General features: G+C 52.6%; 7 protein-coding genes. 2 read left to right on the top strand and 5 right to left on the bottom strand.

Annotation, left to right across the window (positions count from 1 at the left end; genetic code table 11):
• Nucleotides 1-591, top strand: a 591-nt coding sequence (locus tag Q363_RS30605; protein WP_211256444.1) for a hypothetical protein, incomplete at its 5' end; no start/stop codon positions are given.
• Between the two features lie 33 nt (nt 592-624).
• Here the strand turns inward: Q363_RS30605 and Q363_RS30600 are convergent.
• The 5 genes from Q363_RS30600 to Q363_RS30585 form a co-directional block, all read right to left on the bottom strand.
• Nucleotides 625-951 carry a hypothetical protein gene (locus Q363_RS30600; protein WP_035358311.1) on the bottom strand — a complete coding sequence of 109 codons (327 nt, stop codon included), beginning with the start codon at nt 949-951 and terminating at the stop codon, nt 625-627.
• A gap of 225 nt (nt 952-1,176) precedes the next feature.
• Nucleotides 1,177-2,691, bottom strand: a complete 1,515-nt coding sequence (locus Q363_RS30595; protein WP_035358310.1) for an AbiV family abortive infection protein — start codon at nt 2,689-2,691, stop codon at nt 1,177-1,179.
• The gene (locus Q363_RS45760) at nt 2,688-2,819 is read right to left on the bottom strand and encodes a hypothetical protein (protein WP_281176111.1); all 132 of its coding nucleotides are present in this window, start codon (nt 2,817-2,819) and stop codon (nt 2,688-2,690) included. The genes Q363_RS30595 and Q363_RS45760 overlap by 4 nt, the downstream gene beginning before the upstream one ends.
• Nucleotides 2,820-3,113: 294 nt before the next feature.
• The gene (locus Q363_RS30590; RefSeq protein WP_245632582.1) at nt 3,114-3,452 is read right to left on the bottom strand and encodes a barstar family protein; all 339 of its coding nucleotides are present in this window, start codon (nt 3,450-3,452) and stop codon (nt 3,114-3,116) included.
• Nucleotides 3,453-3,594: 142 nt separating this feature from the next.
• A complete protein-coding gene (locus tag Q363_RS30585) occupies nt 3,595-4,038 on the bottom strand; it encodes a hypothetical protein (RefSeq protein WP_051979571.1) in 444 nt (147 codons plus the stop codon).
• Between the two features lie 212 nt (nt 4,039-4,250).
• Between Q363_RS30585 and Q363_RS30580 the strand changes: the two genes are divergently transcribed.
• Nucleotides 4,251-4,724 (top strand): DUF4304 domain-containing protein (locus Q363_RS30580; protein ID WP_169747200.1); only part of this gene is annotated, 474 nt, incomplete at its 3' end.

Raw genomic sequence — 4,724 nt, 5'->3', positions numbered from 1 at the left:
AAGCCCAATCTCTTCCTCCCGAAGCTCACTTTCGGAAGGGTAGTTTGGACATTTCAACTTTGCAGAAACCGGACATTTCTACTTTGCGCGTACACAGTTCTCATTCATCCAGCGCATTATCAGCCGATGGCTCTTGATCGGGTGAATCTTTCTGCGGAAGGGCTTAGGGTTCCCGAACTAATTTTTGCCGGAGGTGCCGATAAGGTTGCCACTACCCAGGCTCCATATGACTATTTCCTGCGCTACCAACGGAAAGGAGCGCCTTGGACATTTCTGGTGCAGAATGATGCCGGTCACCTTGCTGTGAGAGTGACGAAACGCATGGTTCTGGTATGGCTCGATGAAGTGCTGTCGCGCAGAGACCCGAAGCCAAACAAACCACTTCGGACGGTCGACGCAAAAAGTGCATGGGCGGCTTATATCGCTCGATGTCCATCTACCGAGAGCGCGGCTCGGACTTGGAATGTATGCCATGCGGTCATTAACAAAGCCGCTTATCCGGAACCTGTGGATATGATGTCCGCGGGGTGGTTGCCTTCTAAGAAGGTTGCTGAGTTGTGGTTGCAGACTTCGCAGCAAAAAGGTCCCTAACCTACTTCTGGCCCAGAGAGCCGGGTTGTGATCTTACATTCCAATTCCGTAGCCATCGAGTTCGATTGCTGGGCTCGATGGCTCCGATAGTTTGCCGAGATTTGGAGCATTGGAGATCCCCTCCTTGGTGAGAAGGCTCTCATTAGCAATGTTGTGGTCCTTATGCAAGGTGTTTGCGCTGTCGGACGTATAGATCGCTAGATCGCGGATTTTGGGATTAAGCTTTGTGTGAGCCGCCTGCTGCTCTGCGAGCTGGGCGCTGTCACCAGTGAGAACAATTCGGTCTGTTGACAACCGTTTCGCTTTCTCGACGGTGTAGCCGTAGTCGATGTGTTTGGCCTTCTCGGCGTCTAGAGTCACTTCCCTTCCGTTGTCCATTCGAACGGTAAGAGCTTGCCACTTGTGGTGTCGAACAAGTGGGATTCGCCGAAACGCTCGTAGTGGTGTGGAGGGTATTGCCGTCCAGTTAGAACGTTTCCCTCGGCCCCTTCCCTTCGCTCCACTGACTCCGCCCCCGGTTGTCCGGTCTTGGTCGCCAGCTTCACCACTGTCGGGTCAAGAGTTCGGCGGAAGTTTAGATTTACGCTAACTGTTCGCTAGCTCGTCCATATACCATCGTTGTGACTTCATCCTGAAGTAAATATCGAAAACAAGTTTCGCCTTCACAACGTCGTCGAGTGTAATTACTCGCGGCGCCATCTTGTTCGCAATCATTTGATTGACGATCTGGAGGAAGTCGCGCACCATCTCCGTAAATTCAGGCGTCGCAGAAATACCTTCGAAAAAGGCAATGATAGACGCCTCGGCTGTCTCCGGTTTTCCATCCCAATCGCCATAGGCTGTCATAGCGTCCTTCAGCGCCGATATGAACTCGATGAAGATCGTTGGCTCGAACTGGAAAAAGATGTCGTTCTTCGCCATCAAACCGAGGTTGCGGAAATAACGGCGCGTGGACTCGAACTCTTGCTGATTCGCTTGGGCGATAAAGCTGTAAACGATGCTGACGTTGTTCAGGTTCGGGGCCTTTAGGGCCTGGTGGGGCCACTCGATCTTCAGCATCGGTACGCGATCAATCAGCACATCGCTCTCATGCTCGATGTCGCGGACTTTTTCGAAATATCGTGAGATGTATTCAGGCGTGTACCACCAAAAGAAGCCCATCGTGCCGATGTTTAGAGCCGTGACGAAAACATAAGTATTCTGCCAGCCCATGTTCCATAGATCCTGTGTAGCAACGAGCTTTGGAATTAGGAGCGTTACAACTAGCTCGTTGCGGTCGCTGCCGCTGGCCAGCTTGAGCTTGTCGATCCGGGCGTTCCATTCCTTGAACTGGTTTTGTCGGATCGAGTGCGACCATGCCTTCAGGCGAATTTTGATCTCGAACTTGTCCTGCCAGCCCTCCTCACCCTTGGCCGGAATCCGCTTCATTTCGAGGTCGGTCAGTTCCATGCTCTTGCGGTCGGCTTCCGCGAGTGTATCGCGCAGCCACTTCATCCACGCGCCAAAGTCATCGCCGAACTCAGCCTGCTTGTCGAGGCTGGCTTTGGAAAAGATCATCGGCTTAAGGCGCGGGTCGTCCATGGCTGCGAAAAACCAGTGCATCAAGTCCTGCTCATCCTTGCCCATGTCGCGGAACTGCTTAACCCGCTCCATGTTCAGCCGGGCATCCGCGGCGGTGATGATGCTTTTGGCGCGCTGTTCTGAAATCGTCGGCCCGTTCAGGCTTGCCGGGTTAACATACAGGGTGTCGAGTCTGTCCTTGTGTATGACGCGCGCGAACTCCATGGCGGCAGGGATAGTTCGCCAGTCGCGCAAGTTTTCACGGCCGGGAAGCCAAATTGCCCAAAACAACTTACGCTCATGGTCATCAACCCATTTGAGAGGTGTCTTGGCTTCTTCGTCGCCGATGGCAGGTTTTCGGTCGAGCGCATCGAGGAAGATCATCGAAGATTTTCCAATCTCTTCCAGGGCCATCGTCGCCAGATGGAAGGCGATGTGGTAGCTGCCCGGTCCGGCGCTAGCCTTCGCAGCGACGATCAGTTTTTCCGCGTTGTGAAGGCATGCCTCGATGGCCGGCATGAACTCTTCCGTGCTCTTCATGGATAGATTCTAAAAGCCAGTTCGCTGATCACAATGGTCAGGGCAAGATCGGTATCGCCTTCTATTGGTTCCGAACGCATAAGAAGTGCATCAAGAACTTTACGTTTGGTTTGGCGGCTTAGCGGCATTAGGATCTCCCTCGTGCGGTCGACTCGTAATCCGATGTGCCCGCTTTCAGTAAGATAACGGCTATTATTGTCCAACCCCCGCGAAAGTAAAATCGGCCCAGGCTCGTGTTCAGAAACGATCTCTTGTTGAGTTGTCGCTAGTCAGGCGACAGGCTTGAGGATAGTTCGGTAGAGGGGGACACTCACGAAACAGAAATTTATGTGCGTTAACGAAGGTCTTTGACCGCTGGGACTTCCACGCGCTGGCCAGCAACTTACCGAAATCGCGACTTTCAGGGAAGTGGCTAACGCTTACTAGAATCTGAAGCTCAGTGCCAGGACCGATGGCTCGCCTACTTCGAGGCGCCGCCAGTTCACGAAAGCTGCGCACCTGATAAGGGTTTGGTACTGCTCAGGGCAACGCCTCGTGAACGCTTCGACATTCTCTAGTTCGAGAGTTAGTACAGTCCCGGGCGCACAGTGAACATTGGACATCCCATCCGTCGGGTCATCCAATGAGGTCATGCAGTCGATCCAAGCATCCATGTTCTTGCCGTAGAAGGCAGGAAAACCGAAGACCCGGGCAAACTCCTCGTGGAAGGATTGCCAATCTCTAATGTTCTTGCAGTCAAGCGAGACCTTCGTAGTGATCACGGTCTAAGAATAGCTCGCCTCGGAACAGGTGCACGAAAAACGGGGGATTTCGGCAAGTTCGACGCGCCGAACCCCACTGGCCGAGTGAACTTGCTGAAAAGCCGACTTTGCAGGAACATGGTCTCTACAGTCAGAGCAATTTCTACTTTTTGCTTCTATCGAAATCCCATGCTTCAAGGCGATTAATTCCACTAATGGTTCCGCTGAACATATCCATGTGACCCTTATCAGTGGCACGGAATGTACCTTCGCAAATGACGTATTGTGTGTTCATTGCTTTCTCCTGCGCTGACGTCAGATCGCGAGGACGGTCAATCCAAACCGCGTTATTTGAGATACTGTGCTCGAAGTCCTCCTTGTGAAGATACAAAGCATCTCCTTCAAATTCGAGTCGCAGAAAACCGATTAGCCGCACCTTCTTACCATCCCAGGCCCGTGGGTTCGCAATCAGCTGTATAAGGCTCACGCTTTTCGCTGTGTCATCAGCGCTGTTTGTCGGGTTGTAACCGCGAAGTTGCGCCGACATAGTAGTTAGAGGAGCAGCAGTCAACAAAAGCAGAATCAAACCCTGGGCGCTCAATCGCATGAATTGCCTCATATCATGATGATTGTAGGTGTCGAACAACAAATCTAAAAGATAGCGAGTTGAACTGCACGAAAAACGGGGTTATCGGCAACTTCGCCCCCGAACTTGCCGCAAACGAGACTTTTCATTACCTAGCCGATGTAATCCTGAAATAAACTCGCCACTTGGGAGGAGTCTTATTGTCAGCGGAGACAGAGAAGTTGTTTAGGACCGTGCTCAAGGAACTGCGTCCGCTCTTCAAGGAAAACGGCTTTCGTGCTGCCAGTCAGAACTTTATTCTGGAATCAGCCCAATGCTGGGTTATCGTCAATTTCCAGAAGAGCCGCTGGGCAGACCATGGTGAGACCACCTTCTATGTCAATGTTGCGGCTTGCTCAAAGCGGTGGTTAGGCTTCTACAGCAAGCCGGCCGAAAGGGTGCCACCTTATTACGGATGTGATTGGCAGTGGCGCGTCGAGCACTTCGGTCCCGATAAGGACATCAAGCAGTGGACTCTCCGAGATGAGGAAGGCCTCGAACAAACACTCGTATACCTGCGACATCTTTTCCAAGAGTTTGTCCTTCCGGCGACCAGAACGATGACCACGGAAGCCGGTCTCACAGAGCATTCTGGGGGATTCGAGTACCCTCAGTTGAAGACCCGCGCTGTCATTTTGGCCGCAACGAACCAGGTTGGCAGCTTGCGG

Source organism: Edaphobacter aggregans DSM 19364 (assembly GCF_000745965.1).
Taxonomy (GTDB): Bacteria; Acidobacteriota; Terriglobia; order Terriglobales; family Acidobacteriaceae; genus Edaphobacter; species Edaphobacter aggregans.
The sequence above is the reverse complement of the archived record's forward strand: the minus strand, read 5'-3'. Positions and strand labels throughout refer to the sequence as shown.

Coding starts and splice junctions, on each gene's coding strand:
- Q363_RS45760 (WP_281176111.1), bottom strand. CDS start 2,819: ATGCCGCTAAGCCGCCAAACCAAACGTAAAGTTCTTGATGCACTTCTT.
- Q363_RS30595 (WP_035358310.1), bottom strand. CDS start 2,691: ATGAAGAGCACGGAAGAGTTCATGCCGGCCATCGAGGCATGCCTTCAC.
- Q363_RS30585 (WP_051979571.1), bottom strand. CDS start 4,038: ATGCGATTGAGCGCCCAGGGTTTGATTCTGCTTTTGTTGACTGCTGCT.